The sequence below is a fragment of the Marinobacter lipolyticus genome, from assembly GCF_018424605.1.
GTDB lineage: Bacteria > Pseudomonadota > Gammaproteobacteria > Pseudomonadales > Oleiphilaceae > Marinobacter > Marinobacter lipolyticus_B.
Genome location: NZ_QTKT01000004.1, coordinates 172,711 through 191,892, shown reverse-complemented (window position 1 = coordinate 191,892; position 19,182 = coordinate 172,711). Strand labels below are relative to the sequence as shown.

19 protein-coding genes are annotated in these 19,182 nt (G+C 62.0%); 10 read left to right on the top strand and 9 right to left on the bottom strand.

Annotated elements, in window-relative coordinates; genetic code table 11:
• Positions 1–42: 42 nt before the first annotated feature.
• Both ppk1 and DYI22_RS07790 read left to right on the top strand, forming a co-directional pair.
• Complete coding sequence (gene ppk1, locus DYI22_RS07795; RefSeq protein ID WP_213477488.1) at positions 43–2,181, top strand: polyphosphate kinase 1; 2,139 nt, start codon at positions 43–45, stop codon at positions 2,179–2,181.
• A gap of 26 nt (positions 2,182–2,207) precedes the next feature.
• The gene (locus DYI22_RS07790) at positions 2,208–3,494 is read left to right on the top strand and encodes a DUF945 family protein (protein WP_228300886.1); all 1,287 of its coding nucleotides are present in this window, start codon (positions 2,208–2,210) and stop codon (positions 3,492–3,494) included.
• 8 nt (positions 3,495–3,502) lie between these two features.
• Here the strand turns inward: DYI22_RS07790 and DYI22_RS07785 are convergent, their stop codons facing one another.
• From DYI22_RS07785 to DYI22_RS07765, 5 genes are read right to left on the bottom strand one after another with little or no spacing between them, the layout of a single operon-like run.
• On the bottom strand, positions 3,503–3,751 hold the full coding sequence (locus tag DYI22_RS07785; protein ID WP_213477487.1) for a YfhL family 4Fe-4S dicluster ferredoxin: 249 nt from the start codon (positions 3,749–3,751) through the stop codon (positions 3,503–3,505).
• Positions 3,752–3,762: 11 nt separating this feature from the next.
• The gene (gene coaD / locus DYI22_RS07780) at positions 3,763–4,245 is read right to left on the bottom strand and encodes a pantetheine-phosphate adenylyltransferase (RefSeq protein ID WP_213477486.1); all 483 of its coding nucleotides are present in this window, start codon (positions 4,243–4,245) and stop codon (positions 3,763–3,765) included.
• Between the two features lie 53 nt (positions 4,246–4,298).
• Positions 4,299–5,891 carry a GMC family oxidoreductase gene (locus DYI22_RS07775; RefSeq protein ID WP_213477485.1) on the bottom strand — a complete coding sequence of 531 codons (1,593 nt, stop codon included), beginning with the start codon at positions 5,889–5,891 and terminating at the stop codon, positions 4,299–4,301.
• 30 nt (positions 5,892–5,921) lie between these two features.
• On the bottom strand, positions 5,922–6,608 hold the full coding sequence (locus DYI22_RS07770; protein WP_228300885.1) for a hypothetical protein: 687 nt from the start codon (positions 6,606–6,608) through the stop codon (positions 5,922–5,924).
• An 18-nt stretch (positions 6,609–6,626) separates the two neighbouring features.
• A complete protein-coding gene (locus DYI22_RS07765) occupies positions 6,627–8,072 on the bottom strand; it encodes a coniferyl aldehyde dehydrogenase (protein WP_213477484.1) in 1,446 nt (481 codons plus the stop codon).
• Between the two features lie 208 nt (positions 8,073–8,280).
• Here DYI22_RS07765 and DYI22_RS07760 point away from each other — a divergent pair, with 208 nt between their 5' ends.
• Complete coding sequence (locus DYI22_RS07760) at positions 8,281–8,982, top strand: TetR/AcrR family transcriptional regulator (RefSeq protein ID WP_213477483.1); 702 nt, start codon at positions 8,281–8,283, stop codon at positions 8,980–8,982.
• Positions 8,983–9,140: 158 nt separating this feature from the next.
• On the opposite strand, the gene yihA is transcribed toward DYI22_RS07760, so the two are convergent.
• Complete coding sequence (gene yihA / locus DYI22_RS07755; RefSeq protein WP_213477482.1) at positions 9,141–9,785, bottom strand: ribosome biogenesis GTP-binding protein YihA/YsxC; 645 nt, start codon at positions 9,783–9,785, stop codon at positions 9,141–9,143.
• 175 nt (positions 9,786–9,960) lie between these two features.
• Between yihA and DYI22_RS07750 the strand changes: the two genes are divergently transcribed.
• The 3 genes from DYI22_RS07750 to DYI22_RS07740 all read left to right on the top strand — a co-directional run bounded on the left by DYI22_RS07750 (position 9,961) and on the right by DYI22_RS07740 (position 12,266).
• Positions 9,961–10,569 carry a c-type cytochrome gene (locus DYI22_RS07750; RefSeq protein WP_213477481.1) on the top strand — a complete coding sequence of 203 codons (609 nt, stop codon included), beginning with the start codon at positions 9,961–9,963 and terminating at the stop codon, positions 10,567–10,569.
• Between the two features lie 144 nt (positions 10,570–10,713).
• Positions 10,714–11,349, top strand: coding sequence for a thiol:disulfide interchange protein DsbA/DsbL (locus DYI22_RS07745; RefSeq protein ID WP_213477480.1), 636 nt, complete (start codon positions 10,714–10,716; stop codon positions 11,347–11,349).
• Between the two features lie 53 nt (positions 11,350–11,402).
• Positions 11,403–12,266: an endonuclease/exonuclease/phosphatase family protein gene (locus DYI22_RS07740; protein WP_213477479.1), complete on the top strand. Its 864-nt coding sequence runs from the start codon at positions 11,403–11,405 to the stop codon at positions 12,264–12,266.
• Positions 12,267–12,332: 66 nt separating this feature from the next.
• Here the strand turns inward: DYI22_RS07740 and rpmG are convergent, their stop codons facing one another.
• From rpmG to radC, 3 genes are all read right to left on the bottom strand, one after another.
• On the bottom strand, positions 12,333–12,488 hold the full coding sequence (gene rpmG, locus DYI22_RS07735; RefSeq protein WP_007153739.1) for a 50S ribosomal protein L33: 156 nt from the start codon (positions 12,486–12,488) through the stop codon (positions 12,333–12,335).
• Positions 12,489–12,499: 11 nt separating this feature from the next.
• Positions 12,500–12,736: a 50S ribosomal protein L28 gene (rpmB, locus tag DYI22_RS07730; protein WP_114335425.1), complete on the bottom strand. Its 237-nt coding sequence runs from the start codon at positions 12,734–12,736 to the stop codon at positions 12,500–12,502.
• Positions 12,737–12,933: 197 nt separating this feature from the next.
• Positions 12,934–13,608: a RadC family protein gene (radC, locus tag DYI22_RS07725; RefSeq protein ID WP_213477478.1), complete on the bottom strand. Its 675-nt coding sequence runs from the start codon at positions 13,606–13,608 to the stop codon at positions 12,934–12,936.
• Between the two features lie 153 nt (positions 13,609–13,761).
• On the opposite strand from radC, the gene coaBC reads away from it, so the two are divergent.
• The 4 genes from coaBC (at position 13,762) to argB (ending at position 19,166) form a co-directional block, all read left to right on the top strand.
• Positions 13,762–14,949, top strand: a complete 1,188-nt coding sequence (gene coaBC / locus DYI22_RS07720; RefSeq protein ID WP_213477477.1) for a bifunctional phosphopantothenoylcysteine decarboxylase/phosphopantothenate--cysteine ligase CoaBC — start codon at positions 13,762–13,764, stop codon at positions 14,947–14,949.
• Between the two features lie 37 nt (positions 14,950–14,986).
• Positions 14,987–15,448, top strand: coding sequence for a dUTP diphosphatase (dut, locus tag DYI22_RS07715; protein ID WP_213477476.1), 462 nt, complete (start codon positions 14,987–14,989; stop codon positions 15,446–15,448).
• A 97-nt stretch (positions 15,449–15,545) separates the two neighbouring features.
• Positions 15,546–18,185, top strand: coding sequence for a phosphomannomutase/phosphoglucomutase (locus tag DYI22_RS17465; RefSeq protein ID WP_228300884.1), 2,640 nt, complete (start codon positions 15,546–15,548; stop codon positions 18,183–18,185).
• 84 nt (positions 18,186–18,269) lie between these two features.
• Positions 18,270–19,166 carry an acetylglutamate kinase gene (gene argB, locus DYI22_RS07705; RefSeq protein ID WP_213477475.1) on the top strand — a complete coding sequence of 299 codons (897 nt, stop codon included), beginning with the start codon at positions 18,270–18,272 and terminating at the stop codon, positions 19,164–19,166.
• Positions 19,167–19,182 lie beyond the last annotated feature (16 nt).

Here is a 19,182-nt window from a genome sequence, read left to right as displayed (position 1 = left end):
GCCCGCAGCCTGGCACAGTCAATTATCTGGAATCAGTGAGTCATGACTACCGAATCAGCCAACGAACTGCAGGTTGTGGACGATCAGAGCGTGCCGGCTCCGGTCGAGGTGCCGCCTGCAGGGCAGGGCGTTGACCTGGGCGCCAGCGAGAATTTTTTCAATCGCGAACTGAGCCAGCTGCAGTTCAACTACCGGGTGTTGAAGCAGGCGCTGGACACCACGCATCCACTGATCAACCGCCTGATTTTCTGCTGTATTTTCAGCAGCAACATGGACGAGTTCTTCGAGATTCGCGTGGCCGGTCTGCGCCAGCAGATGAAGTACGGCCGCGAGACCGTCGGCTCCGACGGCATGATGCCAGAGCAGGCGTTGTCGGAGATCAGCCGGGTGGCCCACGAGTACATTCGGGAACAGTACGACATCCTCAATAATGTACTGATTCCGGAGATGGAGCAGGAAAACATTCACTTTGTGCGCCGGCGGGAATGGACGCCGGCCCAGGCGGAGTGGGTTCGCCGTTATTTCGAGGAGGAGATTCTGCCGGTGGTCAGTCCCATCGGTCTGGACCCCTCGCACCCGTTCCCGCGGCTGGTCAACAAGAGTCTCAACTTCATCGTCGAGCTGGATGGCAAGGATGCGTTTGGTCGCGAAACCGGCATGGCCATTGTGCCGGCGCCGCGGTCACTGCCGCGGCTGGTGCGTCTGCCGGACGATGTCTGTGAGGGCGGCGAAAATCTGGTGTTTCTGTCGTCAATGATCCACGCCCACGCCGACGAGCTGTTCCCGGGGATGGAGGTCAAGGGCTGCTACCAGTTCCGTCTGACCCGTAACGCCGACCTGGAGCTGGAGGACGACCTTGAGGACCTGGCCTCGGCGCTGCGGGGCGAGCTGCTCAGCCGCCGATTCGGCGACGGCGTGCGGCTGGAGGTGGCGGACAACTGCCCGGAGGAACTGGTGCAGTTCCTGCTGCAGGAGTTCGGACTGACCGAACGCGACCTGTATCAGGTGCATGGCCCGGTGAACCTGACCCGTCTGATGGCTGTCGGCGGCCTGGTGGATCGGCCGGATCTGACCTACTCGGGATTTTCTCCCTCCATCCCGCGGCAGATCCGCAGCAAGGACTCGATGTTCGATTCCATCCGCAAACGGCCGATCCTGCTGCTGCACCCCTATGAAAATTTCAGTCCGGTGGTGGATTTGCTGCGCCAGGCGGCGAAAGATCCCCAGGTGCTGGCGATTCGCCAGACCCTGTACCGCACCGGCGCCGATTCGGAGATTGTCGAGGCGCTGGCGGACGCCGCGCGACGGGGCAAGGAGGTCACGGCGGTGATCGAATTGCGGGCGCGGTTCAGCGAGGCGGAAAACCTGGAGCTGGCCAGTCGCCTGCAAGAAGCGGGCGTGATCGTGGTCTACGGGGTGGTGGGTTACAAAACCCATGCCAAGATGATCCTGATCGTGCGCCGTGAGGAAGGCCGGCTGCGCCGCTACGTGCACCTGGGCACCGGTAACTATCACGCTGGCAATGCCCGGTTGTATACCGATTACAGCTTCATGACCTGTGACGAATCCATCGGCGACGACGTCAACAAGCTGTTCCAGCAGCTCACCGGCATGGGTAAGGCGCTGAAGATCAAGAAGCTGTTTCATGCGCCGTTTACCCTGCACACCCGGTTGCTGAGCCTGATCGACCGCGAGGCGGAGTACGGCCGCAAAGGCCGGATCATCCTCAAGTTCAACGCGCTGACCGAGCCCCAGCTGATCAAGGCGCTGTACCGGGCGTCCCAGGCGGGGGTGAAAATCGACCTCATCATTCGCGGCATCTGCTGCCTGAGGCCGGAGGTGCCGGGCCTGTCCGATAACATCCGGGTGCGCTCGATCATCGGTCGTTTTCTGGAGCATACCCGGGTCTACTATTTCGGCAATAACGGCCGCCCGGATGTCTATTGCTCAAGCGCCGACGGCATGGAGCGGAACCTGCTGAGCCGCATTGAGACGGCGTTCCCCCTTGAGGACCCGCACCTGGTTGCCCGCGTCCGTGAGGATCTGGATACCTATCTGGCGGACAACTGCCAGGCGTGGATCTTGCAGCCCGATGGCAGTTACCTGCAGAATCAGCCGGCGGAAGGCGAGGACCGGCTGGCATCCCAGCTGGTGCTGCTTGATCGGCTGACCGGACAATAAACAGCAGGCGGTAACGGAGAACACTATTGAACAAGACAGGACTGGTCGCTGGTGGCGTGATACTGGCGGTCGCGATCGCCGCACCCTGGGCGGTGGGCATGGTCACCGAGAAGCAGTGGCATCAGGTGACCGCGGAAGTGAACGCGTCCCAGCCGTTTGTGCGGCTGGAAACCGGTGACTACCAGCGGGGCTATCTAGGCGGCCGCGTCGAGGGCACGCTGGTGGTTGACGACCCGGCCGCAGAAGAACCCGTGCAGTTTGACTACCAGGCCCGGGTTTCCCACGGAGTGACCGGCAGCCTGCTGGAGTTTTCCGCAGTGGATGGGCTGCCGGAGGCCGCCGGCCGATTGTTTACCGAGGAAAAGCCGCGGCTGACCCTGGAAACCCGGTTGTGGGGCACCGCCATCGTCGAGCTGACCGTGCCGGCAGTGTCGGTTGCGGACGCGCAAACCGGCCAGTCGCTGAGTCTGTCCGGCGGTTTCGCGCGGGCGGATATCGGCGACGCCGGCCGCGAGGCTGATATCACCCTGGTGTGGCCCGGCATGACCGTGGCGGGCCCGGACATGACCCTCACGCTGGACGAGCTGCGGTTGGAGCAGAGCCTGAGTCATCTCAGTGGGGAAGTCTGGACTGGCGAGGGCGAAGCGGTACTCGGGTCGTTGGAAGTCGCGGCGCCTGGCCAGCCGCCGCTGCGCTTCGAGAGCTTCAATATGAGCAGCCGGACCTGGGCCGGTGACCATGACAGCCGGGTGAGCGGCGAAACCGTGGCGACGCTGGAGACAGTGATCGCTGGTGATGAGGCGTTCGGGCCCCATCGGCTGGAATTTGTGATGCGTGACCTGCATGTGGGCAGCTGGAGTGAGCTGACCGGGGCACTAACCGATCTGCAGGTAGCCGCGATGGATCAGGGCGGCTCGCCGGCGGCGTTTGAGCAACAGATGGCCAGCATGGGCCGGCTCAACGAGGCACTGCTCGGGCTGGCGGCGCACGGGTTCGAGTTCGGTTTTGCCGATCTGCGGGTGATGACCCCCGAGGGTGAAATCAGCGGCCAGGCGATGATTGGCCATCCGGCCCTGTCGGAAGAGGAGCGCTCGCAAATGCTGATGGTCATGCAACGGCTGACCGGGCAGGTGGCATTCAGCCTGCCGGTGGCCCTGGCTGAGAACTACCCGGCCCTGAGGCTGCAACTGGCGCCGCTGATCAAGCAGGGTATGCTGGTTGAGCAGGGCGACCGGCTCAACCTGAATGCGCGGCTGGAGGACATGGCACTGGACGTCAACGGGGTGATCATTCCCTTACCGCCACTGCTCTGAGCGATTCGTCAGTCGCCGGTCAGGCGGTGGTATTTGTCCAGTAGCTGCGCCTCGGTTTCCGGTCGTTGCGGATCCAGCGGGATGCAATCCACCGGGCATACCTGCTGGCACTGGGGCTCGTCAAAATGCCCCACGCACTCGGTACACCGGTTCGGATCGATCACGTAGATCTCGTCCCCCGGCGCAATCGCATCGTTCGGGCATTCCGGTTCACAGACATCGCAGTTGATGCACTCATCGGTAATCATCAGGGCCATCGGGCGTGTCCTCAGGATTGCTGGAACTTCTGCTTCAGGGCGGTCTCAACGGCGGGGTCGACGAATTCCGAGACGTCGCCGCCGAGAGACGCAATCTCCCGGATCAGGGTGGACGATATGTAGGACAGGTGGTTGGCGGGTGTCAGAAACACGCTTTCCACTTCCGGCGCCAGGCGGCGGTTCATGTCGGCCAGCTGGAACTCGTACTCGAAATCCGACACCGCACGCAGACCCCGCAGAATCACCGACGCCTTCTGCTCCCGCACAAACTCCGCCAACAGATTGCTGAAGCCGGTCACGCTGACATTGGGAACGTGGGCGGTGGCCTGGCGGACCAGCTCGCAGCGTTCCTCCAGGTTCAGTAGCGGTTGTTTCTTGGGGTTGTAGGCGACAGCCACCACGATCTCGTCGAACATGCGGCCGGCCCGCTCGATCAGGTCGGTGTGACCATTGGTAATGGGGTCAAAGGTGCCCGGGTAAATGACTTTAGGCATGCACTGCTCCTTGAGTAACAGGCCTATAGGATACTCGGGCACCCGCGCCTTTGTCAGCTTTTGAGCCGGCTGGCCAGCCGTGTGCTGTTCCGGGCCGCCAGCGCATAAACCGACAGCTGCGGGTTGGCACCGATGCTGGTGGGGAAGATGGAGGCGTCGTGAATGCTCAGATTACTGACGTGGTGGTGCTCGCCAAACCCGTTGACCACGGCGTTGCGGGGGTCTTCCCCCATGCCGCAGCCGCCCATCTGGTGCGCGGTGAACAGCCGCACCCGGTGCAGCTCCATCGGCAGGGAATCGATCGCCGCTCTGGCGTCGGCCCAGCGATCAAACCAGGGCGAATCCAGGTGCATCAGCCGCACCTGTTTCGCACCGGCGGCGAACTGGATCTCCGCCATGGTGTGGAAAGCCCTGCGCAGACCCTGCCACAGGTAGTCGGTAACCGGGTAATCCAGCACCGGGCTGCCATCGTCCCGCAGGCTGACGGTGCCGCCGGGGCTGTCCGCGTGGAAGCCGTCGCGCAGCAGGGCGATCACCGACTGCATCCAGGGCAGCTGTTTGAGGTTGTTGAGCTGCCCCTCACCGTGGCCCGGTACCACGCCGGCGGACATGGCCGGGTGCAGGGGCGGCACTTCCAGTTTGTAGCCCGCTGGCCCGTCCACACCCTCGCGGAAATTGAACTCGTCCGAATAGATCGACTGGGGCGCGCCGTAGAAAGGATCGACCTGCTCCGGCATGCGCGCCACGGTGGCGTTGACCGGGTGGATAAACGAACGTTTGCCGACCCGCTGGTGTGGGTCCGGCAATTCCGAGCGCAGCAACAGGCCGGGCGAGCCGATGGCGCTGGCGGCGACCACAAAGTGCCGCGCCCTGAGGGTAACGGTCACGCCTGACGGGGTGACGCTGTCGGCGGACATCGCCGAGGCCACAAGGTGATCAATCCGGTCCTGCTTCATCACCAGCCGGTCGGCCCGCAGGCCGTGGAACAGGCGGGCGTTGTTATCGAGGGCGGCGGGAATGGTGGTGGTCAGCGCGCCCTGTTTGGCGTTGGTGGGGCAGCCCACGCCGCAGTAGCCCAGGTTCCAGCAGCCTTTGACGTTGCGGGGAATCACCTGCCAGGAATAGCCCAGCTGCTCACAGCCCCGGCGCAGAACGTCGTTGTTGACGTTGGGATCCGTCAGCCAGGGTGCGATGGTGTGGCGTTGCTCGCGGCCGTCGAACCAGGGTTTCATCGCCTCCGGTCGCAGTGATTCCAGGCCAAAGCGGTCAGCCCAGTAATTGAGCGTGGGTTCCGGAGTGCGGAAGCTGGAGGTCCAGTTAACGGTGGTGGATCCGCCCACGCACCGGCCCTGCAAAATGGCGATGGCGCCGTCGCGGGTGACCCGGCTCATGCCTTCCTGATAGAGCGAGGCGTAGGCGCTCAGCTCATCCATCTTGAAATCTTTCTGGTAGTACAATCGCCCTTCTTCCACCAGAATCACCGACAGCCCGGCACGGGCGAGAATTTCCGCGGTGGTGCCGCCGCCGGCCCCGGTGCCGATGATAACCACATCCGCTTCGTGGGTCTGGTTCGCGGTCAGGGTGCTGGCGTCGGTGACGCGCCAGCCGGATTCGAGACCCTGGGCAATACGATCAGTTAACGACATGGTTGGCTCCGGTCATCAGCAGGGTCAGTGTCAGGCGTTTTCGAACTGTGGCAGGGCCTTCATTGCCCAGGCGGGTGGCCCCGGGTAGCCCGAGAGATGCCAGTGCGCCGGGGCGCCGTAGAACGCCACATTGCTGATCTTGGTCAGCGCAATGTAGCCGTTGTTGAACAGCCCGATACCGCTGGTGCGCCAGCGCTGCAGGAAGGCGTCGGCTTCGGCCGTGGTGACGTTGGGCCATGACGACCAGACGCGGGCAATGGTCACCCGCGTGAGTCCGAAATTGAGCAGGTTGAACAATCGTCGCAGTTCGGCCTGGTTGGCCGGCCCGAACTGCACGATGCCCTGATCGATGCGTTCAATGGTGCCGGCGATGGCCTGATTCCGCTGCACCGGTTCCTCCGTCAACGCGGGGCCGATGATGGCCGGCAGCAGCGCCTCGAACAGCGTAATGTCGTCAGCGGTCAGAAACTGGAAGCGGTAACTGGCATCCATGCGGGTGCCCACCGCGCTCAGGCGCCCGGCGGGCGCGGTGGCGCAGCCACTGAGGTTGGCGCCTAGACTGACGGTGCCGAGGAACAGGGTGCCACCCAGGCCCGTGCGCAGGAAGCTGCGCCGGTCCATGTCGGTGCTGTTTCCGGCCTCTGATGGCGGAATCTGGGTCATATCGGCATCGCCTTTTTTATTGTCGTTGGCGGAACGCAGCGGAACCGGGATCAAGCCCGGTTCCCGGCTGCATCAGCGAATGAACAGCTTATAGACCATTTTATGGGCGGCGGTGCCATGGGGTGCATACACGTACTTGCCGCTGTTGAATTTCTGTTTGGAGAAAATGGCGCGGTGATGGGAGAAGGTCAGGAAGCCCTCCTTGCCATGGTAATGGCCCATGCCCGAGTCGCCAATGCCGCCGAAGGGCAGGTCGTCCTGAGCCACGTGCATGAGCGCATCGTTGATGCACATGCCGCCGGAATGGGTGGCATCCACCACATGCTGCTGCAGGGCTTTGTCGTAACCGAAATAGTACAACGCCAGCGGCCGCGGGCGATCGTTGATGTAGTGAATGGCCTCGTCCAGGCTGCCGTAACTGACCACCGGCAGGATCGGTCCGAAAATCTCGTCCTGCATGAGTTTCATGTCCGGGGTGGTGTTGAGCACCAGCGTCAGCGGAATCTTGCGGGTGCCGTCGGACAGATTCTCCCGTGCGGGGTTGATCTCGATGACTTCGGCGCCTTTCTCGCGGGCGTCGGCCAGATACCCCTGCAGGCGGTCATACTGGCGTTCGTTGATGATGGCGGTGAAATCATCGTTGTCCCGCAGGCTGGGGTACATCTCGCTGAAGCGCGTACGGAACTCGTCGACAAACGCCTGCACCCGGTCCGCCGGGCACAGCACGTAATCCGGCGCCACGCAGGTCTGGCCGGCGTTGAACGCCTTGCCGAAGGCAATGCGCTGGGCGGCGTCTTCCATCGGCACGTCGGCGGAGACAATGGCCGGTGACTTGCCGCCAAGCTCCAGGGTGACCGGGGTAAGATTCTCGGCGGCCGCCTTCATGACCAGCTTGCCGACCGACGTGGAGCCGGTGAACAGCAGGTGATCGAACGGCCGGCCGGAGAAATCGGCGGCGACGTCGGCCTCACCGAGGATGACGGACACCAGATCTTCCGGGAACGTGGACTCGATGATGTCCTTGAACAGGGCCGAGGTGTGCGGGGTAAATTCGGACATCTTGATCATGGTTCGGTTGCCGGCGGCCAGTGAGGCCACCAGCGGGCCCACCGCCAGGTACAGCGGGTAGTTCCAGGGCACTATCACCCCAACTACGCCTTTGGGCTGGTAATGCACCTTGTTGCTGGCGGGCTGGAACAGCACCGACACATGGCGCTTCGATGGCTTCATCCAGCCGCCCAGGCTTTTCAGGGTGTAATTGATGCCCTGAATCGAGGGCATGACTTCGGCAATCAGGGACTCGTCCCGGGAGCGGCAGCTGAAGTCCCGGTCGATGGCGTCGGTCAGCTGATCCTGATGGCTCAGCAGCGCCCGCTTCAGTCGCTTGAGGTTTTCCTGGCGCTCGGTCAGTGACGGCATCGGGTTATTGCGGAAGGCCTTCTTCTGGTCTTCAAATACGCGATGGGTGTGCTGGATCTGCTTCTTGCTTTCGGTGAGCTGGACGACGGTGGCTCCCATGATTCCTCTCCTTGCGGCCCCGGGCTGCGTGCCGGATGCGCTGTTGTTATCGAGTGGCGACGTTGCTGGGCGGTGAAAAAATGCCCAATTTGCGCTTGAGGCTATTATTAGAGTATATACTCTAGTGAGTCAAGAAAAGCTGAATGGCGAATCAGGCCATCCGCCGTTCACCAGACGACGTTTCCAACAATAAGGCCACGCCGAACCTATGAAAACCCGAGACAAGATTCTGTTATCCAGCCTGGAGCTGTTCAATGAGCGGGGTGAGCGGACGGTCACCACCAATCACATTGCCGCGCACCTGGCGATCTCCCCGGGCAACCTCTATTACCACTTCCGCAACAAATCGGACATCATCTACGAGATCTTCCTCGAATACGAAAAGCTGGTGGACTACTACCTGGATATTCCCGAAGACCGGCCGCTGACGCTGGACGACATGACCTTCTATCTGGAGTCGGTGTTCGACGGCCTGTGGAGCTACCGCTTCTTTCACCGGGATCTGGAATACCTGCTCGATGGCGATCGCCGGCTGCGGCAGGACTACCGGGAATTCACCAACCGTTGTCTGGACGCCATCAGTCGCATCTTCGAGAAACTGGCGGAGGCGGGCATCATCGAGCCCCAGCCGGACGAGTTGCGGGCCGCCATGTCCCTCAACGTGTGGCTGGTGATCACCAACTGGATGGCGTTTCTGAAAACCGCTCATGCCAGCGAAGAGTCGGCGAATCTGACGCTTACCGAGCTCAAGCAGGGTATCTATCAGGTGCTGACCCTGGAGATTCCCTATCTGACTCCGGCGTATCGCGAGCGGGTGATGGCACTGCGGGAAAAGTACCGTCCGAAGTTGCCGGAAACCGCGGGTGCCGAGCCGGTTGTGGGCATGAAGGCAGGAATGGTTAAAAATTGATCGCCCGCTGGGAACTTTTGTGTGTCAGGCGGGTCTTACCTGTGACGCTGGGGATCCGGACATCCCTGGTGTCACCCTGAGTGAGTTCTCAGGTTTTAGCACGTCGCAAACCCTGACGTTTCACCGGCTTGTCTCTTGGCAAGCCGGTTTTTTATGGCCTACTGCTCCGCAACCGGGGCTTGCCCATCCTCCAGCCAGGCGTTGAGAGCGGCGCGGCACTCATCCACCCCGCGTTTCGACGTTGCCGAAAACATGATCAGATGGTGAACGCAGCTGAAGTCCTCAAGCTTGCGCGCGATGCCCATCATGGCGGTTTTGGCCTGGCCGAACTTCAGTTTGTCGGCCTTGGTGGCCAGAATCATCAGCGGCAGGTTGTTATGCTCGCACCATTCCACCATCATTTGGTCGAAATCGGTCAGCGGATGGCGGATGTCCATCACCAGCACCAGGCCCCGCAGGCAGCGGCGATCGTTGAGGTAATGACCCAGATGTTTCTGCCAGTCGTCTTTCATGTCGCGGGAGACCTTGGCGTAACCGTAACCCGGCAGATCCACCATCCGGCAATGTTCGCGGTTGAGGGTGAAGAAGTTGATCAGCCGGGTGCGACCGGGGGTCTTGCTGGTCCGGGCCAGTTTGCCATTGGCGGTGATGGAATTGATCGCGCTGGATTTACCGGCGTTGGAGCGGCCGGCGAACGCCACTTCGGCACCGGCGTCAGGGGGGCATTCTTCCAGCTTTGAGGCGCTGATCAGGAACCGCGCACTGTTGAAAGAGATGGGCTTTGGGGTCAGGTCGGATGGCACGGCGGTTGGATTTCCTATTGGATTTCAGTTATCAGGGATTAATGTATAATGCTACACCAATTCCGGGCAGCACGCTGAGCGATGCTGCTGAACAGCCCCGGTTTTGTGCCTGTCTGGGCCAGTGCCTGCCGGCTGCATAACGAAGAATACTTTGGATGAGAGAAGCGGAGCGAGCATGAAAAAATTGATCGCAGGAGTTGTTCTCGGCGTTGGCCTCACAGCGATGGCGCACGGGGCGGGAGATCCTGAAGCAGGCGAAGCGAATGCAGCCGTGTGTGCAAGTTGCCACGGAGAGGGCGGTGCCAAGCCGATCATGGGCGCCTACCCGAAATTGTCCGGACTGGGTGAGAAGTACCTCTATCGCCAGCTGGTGGCCATCAAGGAGGGCGATCGTCAGATTGCTGAAATGACTGGCCTGCTCGACAACATGTCCGATGACGATCTGCAGGATCTTGCGGCCTATTTCGACGAGCAGAACATGGGCGTCCAGCAGGCCAATCCGGATCTGATTGACGAGGGGGCAGCGCTGTATCGCGGTGGTAACCTGGCCTCCGGTGTCCCGGCCTGCGCCGGTTGCCACAACCCGCAGGGCAAGGGCAACGAGCCGGCGGGTTATCCGCGTCTCGGTGGCCAGAATGCCGAGTACGTGACCAAGCAGCTCAAGGCGTATCGCGACGGTGAGCGCAACACCGGCCAGAACGCTGCCATCATGATGGATGTAGCGGCCAAGCTGACCGATTCGGAAATCGAGGCGGTAGCCAACTACATTTCCGGCCTGAACTGATCGGCACTCTGCCGGTTTAAAAGCCCCGCCTCGAGCGGGGTTTTTTGTGTCTTGCCCCGCTTTAATCTGGCGCTGGTGGAACTTTTTGCGCACGCTGGGTCATAATCAGTTCCAGAAACAACCTTCAAATAACGGAGATTGCCGATGTTGAGAAGTCTGAGTACTGCTGTCACGTTCGTTGCGGCCTTTGCCATTGCCGGTCAGGCAAGCGGCGCTGAGTGGCAGGAAGGTACCCATTATCGGGAGCTCAGTTCACCGGTCCGTACCGACAACAGCGAAGCCATCGAAGTGGCCGAAGTCTTCTGGTATGGCTGTCCCCACTGCTACAATTTCAAGCCCCTGGTAGAGTCCTGGGCCGAGGATCTGCCTGAGGACATCGACTATGTTCAGATTCCGGCAGCCCTGGGGCAGTCCTGGGAGCCGCATGCCAAGGCGTTCTATGCGCTGCAGGCCATGGGCGAGCTGGACAAGGTTCACGACGCGCTGTTCGATGCCCTGGCTGGCGAACGTCGGCCGCTGAACTCCGGTGAGGCGCTGGCGGAATTCGTCAGCGGTCATGGGGTCGATGGCGAGGCCTTCCTGAAGAACTACAATAGTTTCGGGGTCAACGCCCGGATGCAGAAGGCTCAGGCAAAGATTCGCGGGGCGCGCATCACCGGTACGCCAACCATGCTGGTAAACGGCAAATACACCGTCAGCGCCTCGATGGCCGGCGGCCATGAAGAAGTGCTGGAAGTGGTGGACTACCTGGTTGAGCAGGAGCGCGGCGCCGCCGAATAACCGAGCCTGCAACCGCAGGGGAAGACGCGTCACAGTCGGGTGGGCTGGCAATTATGTACAGACACATTCGCAAGCAGCTGGACGGGATCCTGCGTCCCGCCAGAGAGCCCCGGGGGAGCTGTTCCTCCGGCAGCGAGCATGTACCCGAGTTTGAGCCGCACCGGCACATCCGGCTGCTGACGTTCAATATTCAGGTGGGCATCAGCACGTCGTCCTACCGACACTACCTGACCCGCAGCTGGCAGCATTTCCTGCCGCACCGCAATCGAATCGAGAATCTGGATCGCATCTCCACCCTGTTGCGCAACTACGACGTGGTGGCCCTGCAGGAATGCGACGGTGGCAGTCTTCGCAGCGGCTACATCAATCAGGTCCAGTACCTGGCCGAGGCCGCCGGCATTCCCTACTGGTACCAGCAGCTCAATCGCAACCTTGGCCAGATTGCCCAGCACAGCAACGGGCTGCTGAGCCGTTACCGGCCGCTGGATGTGACCGAGCACAAGTTGCCGGGGCTGTTCCCGGGGCGCGGTGCCATTATTGCCCGCTACGGCTCCGAAGATGACCCGCTGGTGCTGGTGATGATGCATCTGGCCCTGAGCCGCGCCGCCCAGCAGCGACAGCTGGGCTACATCCGCGAGCTGATCAGCGATTACCAGCACGTGGTGTTGATGGGTGACATGAACAATCACGCCGAAGAGCTGCTGACCCAGACCCCCTTGAAAGAAACCGACCTGATCCCGCTGCCGGACACCGCCCACAGCTTCCCCAGCTGGCGACCGGAAAAAGCGCTGGATCACATTCTCGTCAGCCCCAGCTTGGAAATCCGCCGCTCGGAAGTGGTGAGCTACCCGATGTCCGATCACTTGCCGATTGCCATGGACGTGGCGTTGCCCAAAGGGTATCTGGAGACCTTTTGAGGTCATTATGGAAGGCACAAAAAAAACCCGGCTCAAGGCCGGGTTTTTTGCAGGTCGCCAGATCAATTACTTGATCTTGGCTTCCTTGTACGCAACGTGCTTACGGACAACCGGATCGTACTTTTTGATCTCGATCTTTTCCGGGGTGTTACGCTTGTTCTTGTTGGTCGTGTAGAAGTGACCAGTACCTGCTGATGAAACCAGCTTGATTTTCTCGCGCATGATGCGGCTCCTTAAAATTTCTCGCCGCGGGCACGAAGATCGGCCAGCACAGCGTCAATGCCTTTTTTATCGATGATGCGCATGCCCTTGGTGGAAACGCGCAGCTTCACGAAACGCTTCTCTGATTCAACCCAGAAGCGGTGGTTCTGCAGATTCGGCAGAAAGCGACGACGAGTGTGGTTCATCGCGTGGGATACGTTGTTACCGGTGACCGGACGCTTACCGGTAACCTGACAAACTCTGGACATACTTGCCTCCGACCTGAGCAATGGTCTTGATATACGAATTCGTTTAATCGCGCTTCTGGTTGTCGCTGCTTGCGCCACGAATAGCAAGCTGCTCGCCAGACGCCGCCAGAAAGGGACGCTTTTATACCAGAACTGGCCCCCCAACGCAAAAAATTGTTGGGAATTTGGCCAGTTTTTTGGTTCTGGCCCAGCGTCGGCTACATCAGCCCCCGTTCAGCCAGGGATATTACCTCACCGTGGCCGACAACCATATGGTCAAGAACCCTGATATCCACCAGCCCGAGGGCTTCTTTCAGGCGACGGGTGAGGGAGATGTCGGCCTGGCTGGGTTCCGCCACCCCGGACGGGTGGTTGTGGGCAAAAATCACCGCGGCGGCGTTGTCCTCCAGCGCCTGACGCACCACCTCCCGGGGGTACACCGCCGCGCCATCAATGGTGCCGCGGAATAACTCCCGGTACTGGATCACCCGGTGGCGGTTGTCCAGGAACAGGCCGGCAAACACCTCGTGGGGGTAGGTGCCGAGGCGGCTGCACAGGAAGCGGCGGGTGTCTGCCGGAGAGCGCAGCGGGTCGCCCTGGCGCAGGGGCTCGTCCATCACCCGCTGGGCCATCTCCATGGCGGCCTGGACCTGGGCGTACTTGGCAGTGCCGAGGCCTTTGACCTCACAGAATTGTCGTTGCGAGGCGGTCATCAGCCCGCGCAGACCCCCGAAGGTGTCGATCAGATGGCGGGCCAGGGCCATTACCGGCATGCCGGCGGTGCCGGTGCGCAGGAAAATCGCCAGCAGCTCGGCGTCGGACAGGCTGCCGGCGCCGTGGGCCAGCAGTCGCTCCCGCGGCCGCTCGTCGGTAGGCCAGGAGGGGGTGGTCATGGTTGCATCCTTGCTGTCTGTAAACGGGGTGTCGGCGCGTCCTGCGCAGGCCACTGAAATCCGGCCGAAAGTCTACCACGAGCTGCGGGCTGTCGGCAGGCGTTTGCCGTGGTATCTTATAACTCTTTTATATCTATCGGGTACGGAGCGGGTATGGCCCCACAACGAATTCTGCTGGGCATCACCGGCGGCATTGCTGCCTACAAAAGCGCGGAGCTGGTACGGCTGCTGAAAAAGGCCGGGCATGAGGTACGGGTGGTGATGACCCGGGGGGCGGAAGCGTTCGTCACCCCGCTGACGTTTCAGGCGTTGAGCGGCGAAGCGGTGCGGACGTCTCTGCTGGACCCGGAGGCCGAGTTGGGCATGGGGCACATCGAACTGGCCAAGTGGGCCGACCTGATCGTCGTCGCGCCGGCATCGGCGGACTTTATTGCCCGTCTGGCCAACGGCATGGCGGACGACCTGCTGACCACCGTGTGCTGCGCCACCGAATCGCCCATTGCGCTGGCACCGGCGATGAATCAGGCGATGTGGAACAATCATCGTACCCGGCGCAACATCGGGTTACTGGCTGAGGATCCACAAATCCGCCTCTGGGGTCCGGATCAGGGAGCCCAGGCCTGTGGCGACACCGGGCCGGGGCGCATGCTGGAGCCGCAAGTGCTGTTTGAACGTATTGCCGGTGATCGCGCCGGGCCCTTGTCGGGCAAGCGCGTGGTGATCACCGCAGGGCCCACCCGCGAACCGATTGATCCAGTGCGCTACATCAGCAATCACAGCTCCGGCAAAATGGGCTACGCGCTGGCCGCCGCGGCGAGGTCGGCGGGTGCCGAGGTGGTGCTGGTCAGCGGCCCGGTGGCCCTTGCTGCGCCAATTGGGGTGTCGGTGCGGCCGGTGGTGACGGCAGAGGATATGCTGACCGAAGCCAGTCGTGCCGTAGACTCCGGGTGTGACATATTTATCGCCACCGCGGCGGTGGCCGATTACCGACCGCAGGCCTGCGCCGACGACAAGATCAAGAAGACCAGCGAAGACATGACTCTGGCGCTGGTGCGCAATCCCGATACCCTGGCGACCATCGCGGCGCGCACGGACGCACCCTTTACCGTGGGCTTTGCGGCGGAAACCGCGGATGTCGAGCGTTACGCCCGGGACAAGATGCAGCGCAAGCGGCTCAATATGATCGTCGCCAACGACGTTTCGGTGCCCGGGCTCGGCTTCAACAGCGATTGTAACGCGGTGACCGTATTCTGGCGCGACGGAGAGCAGTCTATCGGGCCAGAGAGCAAAACCGGCATTGCCAGCCGGCTGGTGGCCCTGATCGCCGAACAGCTTTCCTGAGCGCTCGCTTCACTCAACCCTTCTGACAGGACTTTGCATGACACGTAAAACTCTTCAGGTCCGCATTCTGGACGCCAGAATCGGTGACACCATCGCGTTTCCGCACTACGCCACCGAAGGCTCGGCCGGCCTGGACCTGCACGCCTGCCTGGACCAGCCGCTGACCCTGAAGCCGGGCGACACCGAGCTGATCCGCACCGGGCTGTCCATCCACATTGCGGACCCATCCCTGGCGGCGGTCATCCTGCCCCGCAGCGGGCTTGGCCACAAGCACGGCATCGTGCTCGGCAACCTGGTGGGGCTGATTGACTCCGATTACCAGGGCGAGCTGATGGTGTCCTGCTGGAACCGGGGGCAGAGCGAGTTCACCATTGATATCGGCGAACGCCTGGTCCAGCTGGTGCTGGTGCCGGTGGTGCAGGCGGATTTTGAAGTGGTGGACAGCTTTGATGCCAGTGACCGGGGTGCGGGTGGTTTTGGGTCAACCGGCACCCGCTAAACGGGTAACAGACTGTAAACGCGGAAAAACTGGCGGGCGTCTATACTTGGCTGGTAATTCATTGCCCCGGAAAAAATTATAAGTGCAGGATGGACTCATGAAGCTGGGTAAAAAGAAGAAATCGGATGAGGTTGTTGCAGACAAGCCGGAAAAAAAGCCGGCGGGAAAACAGAAGCCGAACAAGTCAGCCAATGGTCCACGCCTGAAAAACCTCGGATCGGTGGCCACCGCCCAGGCGGCGGTGGTTCTGCTCGCCGGTGTGCTGGCGGCGGCGCTCATCCATTTTCTGATTGCCGGGCCCGCGGAATCCCGTCGCGCAGAGCTGCAGGCGTCGCTGGAAGCGGATGCGGTGGTCAGCCGGCTGAATCAGCATCTCGGTCTGCTGCAAGCGGCGGTGTCAGGGCTGGCGGCGCAGCGCCATGTGCGTGAGGCGCTGACCAACCCGGCAGACATCGACGCGGTGCGCGAGGAGCTGGCTGCCGCGCTGCCGGGCATCGAGGCGGTCTACCTGTTCCCTTACGGTGACATTCCCCGCAGTGCCGGAAACGCCGGCATACTGGGTTTTGCCGGCCTCGACCTGGCCCGGCGGGCGGAAGGCGGCCGCTCACTGCATCCGGATGCGTTTCCGCGGGAGGGGCAATGGTATTTCCAGCTCGCCGCGCCAGTACGCAACCCCGACAGCCGCGCCATGACCGGTAGCATGCTGGTGGTGTTCGATGCCACGCAGCTGCGCCCCCTGCTGTCGGTGAACAACGCAGAACTGAGCGGGCAGGCCGCACTGGTGCAGACCGTGGGTGGGTCGTCGCGGGTGGTGGTCAGCAGCGGCAGCGCCAATGGCACGGCGGTCGAGCGGGCGCTCAATGCGCCGGACTGGTCGGTCAGCTACACGCCGGCGTCGCCGCCGGCCCCGGTGGTCAACGGAACGCTGGCGTTGATTCTGGTGCTGGCGCCGGTGCTGGTGGCGGCCATTATGGTGTGGGTGCTGCTCGGCGGTGCCCAGCGCAGTATCCGTCAGGACGTCACCACCCTGACCCAATGGGCGCACAAGGTGTTCAGTGGTGAGCGGATCAAGCTGCCGGCTCTCAAGTGGGACGTGGTGGCCGCCACCGGCGAGGTGCTCCAGCGCCTGTCCCAGGTGGTGGACAAGCGAGTGTCCAAGGCGGCGGAGACGGCACGGCCTGCGGCGGCTTCGGCCAAACCGGCGGCGCCGACGGCGGAGGAGCCGTTGTTTCAGGAAAAAGACATGCTGGACATCGACATGCTCGATGGTGACGACGACGTGCTCGGCTTCGGCTCAGGTGCCGGCGATGACGGTTCCGCCGCTGCGTCCTCTCCGGCCGTGGAAGAAGTGGCTGCCCCGAGCGTGGAGGTGCCCGCCGGTATCTTCCGGGCCTACGACATTCGTGGCATCGTTGGGGAAACCCTGTCCGAAGAAATCGTCTGTGAAATTGGCCGCGCCATTGGCAGTGAGGCCGCGGCGCGGGGCGTTGACCGCCTCTGCATTGGTTACGATGGTCGCCATTCCAGCCCGGGTCTGGCCGATGCGCTGGCGCGCGGCATCATGGCCACCGGTTGTGATGTGATTCATGTGGGCGCGGTGCCCACGCCGGTGCTGTACTTCGCCACCCACCAGTTGCAGACCGGCTCCGGTGTGATGGTGACCGGCAGCCATAACCCGGCCAATTACAACGGCCTGAAGATCATGCTGGGCGGGGAGACCCTGTCCGGTGAGGCGATACAGAAACTGTTGCAACGCATCCGCACCGGCGATCTGGCCAGCGGTCAGGGTGCTCAGTCCTCAGAGGATGTGCGCCGCGCCTATCTTGACCGCATCGTTGGCGATATTGCGGTGGCGGCTCCGCTGAAGGTGGTGCTGGATGCGGGTAACGGCATTGCGGGCGAGCTGGCGCCGATGCTGGTGGAAGAGCTGGGCTGTGAGGTGATTCCATTATACTGCGAGGTGGACGGTGATTTCCCCAATCACCATCCGGACCCTGGCAAGCCGGACAACCTGACCGACCTGATTGCCCGGGTGCAGGCCGAAAAGGCCGATCTGGGCCTGGCGTTCGATGGCGACGGCGACCGCCTCGGAGTGGTGACCAACAGTGGCAAGATCATCTGGCCGGACCGCCTGCTGATGCTCTTTGCCCGCGATGTGGTGTCCCGCAACCCGGGCGCGGATGTACTCTATGACGTCAAGTGCAGCCGCCGCCTCGCGGGGGTGATTTCCGAAGCCGGCGGCCGGCCCATCATGTGGAAGACCGGGCACTCGCTGATGAAGGCCAAGATGAAAGAAACCGGCGCCCTGCTGGCCGGGGAAATGAGTGGCCACATCTTCTTCGGCGAGCGCTGGTATGGCTTTGATGATGGTCTCTATTCCGCGGCCCGGCTGCTGGAAATTCTGGGCATTGAAGACCGTCACAGCGATGAGGTGTTTGAAGACTTCCCGGAAGACATCAGCACCCCGGAGCTGAACGTGGACGTGACCGAGGAAACCAAGTTCGAGCTGGTGGAGCGTCTGGGCCGGGAAGGTGAGTTCGGCGATGGCAGTATCAGCACCATCGACGGTATCCGTGTGGATTACGCCGATGGCTGGGGGCTGTGCCGGGCGTCGAACACCACGCCGGTACTGGTGCTGAGATTCGAGGGAGAAACCGAAGAGGCGCTGGAGCGCATCAAACAGGTGTTCCGGGACCAGTTGATGAAGGTGGCGCCGGATCTGGTGGCCGACTTCTGATCGCCCGCTTATGATGGCGCCGGCTTGGCAGTAACATCGTCGAAATTACGCACACAGACCGTTTGGAAAGGCAAAGGCAGCAACATGGCACTGGATCGTGAAACAGCAATGCAGGTGGCGTCGGTACTGAGTAAGGGCTTGCCCTACATTCAGCGCTTTACCGGAAAAACCGTGGTCATCAAATACGGCGGCAACGCCATGGAAAACGAGGAACTCAAAAGCAGTTTCGCCCGCGATGTGGTGCTGATGAAACTGGTGGGTATCAATCCGATCGTGGTGCACGGCGGCGGCCCGCAGATCGGCGGCCTGCTGGAACGCCTGAACATCCAGTCCCGCTTCGTCAACGGCATGCGGGTGACCGACAGCGAGACCATGGATGTAGTGGAAATGGTGCTCGGCGGCCAGGTCAACAAGGAAATCGTCTCGCTGATCAATGCCCAGGGCGGCACCGCGGTCGGGTTGACCGGCAAAGACGCCAATCTGATCCGCGCCCGCAAGCTGGAGGTGTTTGACCGCTCCCCGGAACTGGAGCGGCCGGAGATCATCGACATCGGCCACGTGGGCGAGGTGGCCAGCGTGAACGTCGAAGTCATCGACATGCTGACCCGCAGCAACGTGATTCCGGTAATTGCCCCCATCGGGGTGGGCCCGGATGGCGCGTCCTACAACATCAACGCCGATCTGGTCGCCGGGAAGGTGGCCGAGGCCATGAAGGCGGAAAAGCTGATCCTGCTGACCAACGTGTCCGGCCTGAAAAGCAAGGACGACAAGGTGCTGACCGGCCTGACCGCCAAGCAGGTCAACGACCTCATCGAAGACGGCACCATCCACGGCGGTATGCTGCCGAAGATTCGCTGTGCCCTCAGTGCGGTGGAAAACGGCGTGCGTACGTCACACATCATCGACGGTCGGGTTGCCCACGCCACCCTGCTTGAGATATTCACCGATGAGGGTGTTGGCACTCTGATTTCCCGTAACTGATCGGGTGCTGCCGCGA

What these genes read in the sequence shown, in the direction of transcription:
- coaBC (WP_213477477.1), top strand. Translation starts at nt 13,762, where the DNA reads ATGGCCCCACAACGAATTCTGCTGGGCATCACCGGCGGCATTGCTGCC.
- DYI22_RS07775 (WP_213477485.1), bottom strand. Translation starts at nt 5,891, where the DNA reads ATGTCGTTAACTGATCGTATTGCCCAGGGTCTCGAATCCGGCTGGCGC.
- rpmG (WP_007153739.1), bottom strand. Translation starts at nt 12,488, where the DNA reads ATGCGCGAGAAAATCAAGCTGGTTTCATCAGCAGGTACTGGTCACTTC.
- argB (WP_213477475.1), top strand. Translation starts at nt 18,270, where the DNA reads ATGGCACTGGATCGTGAAACAGCAATGCAGGTGGCGTCGGTACTGAGT.
- rpmB (WP_114335425.1), bottom strand. Translation starts at nt 12,736, where the DNA reads ATGTCCAGAGTTTGTCAGGTTACCGGTAAGCGTCCGGTCACCGGTAAC.
- DYI22_RS07760 (WP_213477483.1), top strand. Translation starts at nt 8,281, where the DNA reads ATGAAAACCCGAGACAAGATTCTGTTATCCAGCCTGGAGCTGTTCAAT.
- DYI22_RS07745 (WP_213477480.1), top strand. Translation starts at nt 10,714, where the DNA reads ATGTTGAGAAGTCTGAGTACTGCTGTCACGTTCGTTGCGGCCTTTGCC.
- radC (WP_213477478.1), bottom strand. Translation starts at nt 13,608, where the DNA reads ATGACCACCCCCTCCTGGCCTACCGACGAGCGGCCGCGGGAGCGACTG.
- DYI22_RS07765 (WP_213477484.1), bottom strand. Translation starts at nt 8,072, where the DNA reads ATGGGAGCCACCGTCGTCCAGCTCACCGAAAGCAAGAAGCAGATCCAG.
- coaD (WP_213477486.1), bottom strand. Translation starts at nt 4,245, where the DNA reads ATGCCTAAAGTCATTTACCCGGGCACCTTTGACCCCATTACCAATGGT.
- ppk1 (WP_213477488.1), top strand. Translation starts at nt 43, where the DNA reads ATGACTACCGAATCAGCCAACGAACTGCAGGTTGTGGACGATCAGAGC.
- dut (WP_213477476.1), top strand. Translation starts at nt 14,987, where the DNA reads ATGACACGTAAAACTCTTCAGGTCCGCATTCTGGACGCCAGAATCGGT.
- DYI22_RS07750 (WP_213477481.1), top strand. Translation starts at nt 9,961, where the DNA reads ATGAAAAAATTGATCGCAGGAGTTGTTCTCGGCGTTGGCCTCACAGCG.
- DYI22_RS07740 (WP_213477479.1), top strand. Translation starts at nt 11,403, where the DNA reads ATGTACAGACACATTCGCAAGCAGCTGGACGGGATCCTGCGTCCCGCC.
- DYI22_RS07785 (WP_213477487.1), bottom strand. Translation starts at nt 3,751, where the DNA reads ATGGCCCTGATGATTACCGATGAGTGCATCAACTGCGATGTCTGTGAA.
- DYI22_RS17465 (WP_228300884.1), top strand. Translation starts at nt 15,546, where the DNA reads ATGAAGCTGGGTAAAAAGAAGAAATCGGATGAGGTTGTTGCAGACAAG.